We start from the raw sequence: 918 nt of genomic DNA on the forward strand, positions 1-918 counted from the left end.
GGTTCTGGCTGCTCTTCTTCGTTTCCTTCAGATGGCGCTTCTGGTTCTGGTTGTTCTTCTTCGTTACCTTCAGATGGCGCTTCTGGTTCTTCTTCTACATCTTCACCCGGCATTGGGCAATGAATGTTCAAACGATCCTGAAGCTTCGCAAGCACTGTGTCCCACTCTTTCAAAGAATAAGAGTTTGACCACTCACCGAAATGGCTACCAGCGGCGTACACATATACTTTTCCTTTTACATCTCCTTTCCAATTTGGGGCTTCATCCGATTGAGCAAATGCTCCTGTCGGGATTAATAAAATCGCGGTTAAAGCGAATAAGTATTTTTTCATTTCCTGCACCTCCGCCACTCATTATGACGAGAGCAGACCCCGTTGAAAAGGGAAAAATGAGAGATTTATTTTCCAATTACAGGTACTCTATGTAAAAATACGCAAGAAAATTTCAACCATATTTCAAAGGTTTCAATCCCATATAAATTCCAATTAATTTACATTAAACAGTATAACAATCCAGTAACAGGGAATGGATATTTATGGAAATTAAGGTTTTCACAAAGGCATCTAAACTCATTTAACTTCATGATTGAGTGTAAGAACAAATGGTTAGTGAGAACGAGCTTTGTGATCTAGAGGATAAGATCGAGGTTAATAAAAAATGAACATTCCGAATCACCTGGTGAGTTCGTTAATAGATAAGTCAATGCCATAGCCCTTATCTTTTAAAAAGCATAAAGGCTCCCCGATTAACAGATCCGTTGTACAATGCTGTCGGATTGTGCCATGCAATTAAGCACTTTTTGCCGGAACAAAAATTTGGCCCGACGCTCATTCTGGTCCGCACACGCCCTATCTCCGGAACAAAATTCGGCGCGGCGCTCAGTCTGTTCCACACAGGCCCTCCCTCCGGAACAAAAAT

At 41.5% G+C, this 918-nt stretch carries 1 protein-coding gene; it reads right to left on the reverse strand.

The features are described 5' to 3' along the window. The coding region (locus JCM19037_RS21550; protein WP_042404520.1) for a hypothetical protein at positions 1-332 on the reverse strand (332 nt) is incomplete at its 3' end. Between the last annotated feature and the right edge of the window lie 586 nt (positions 333-918).

The sequence above is a fragment of the Geomicrobium sp. JCM 19037 genome (genome assembly GCF_000698105.1).
Lineage (GTDB): Bacteria > Bacillota > Bacilli > Bacillales > Marinococcaceae > Geomicrobium_A.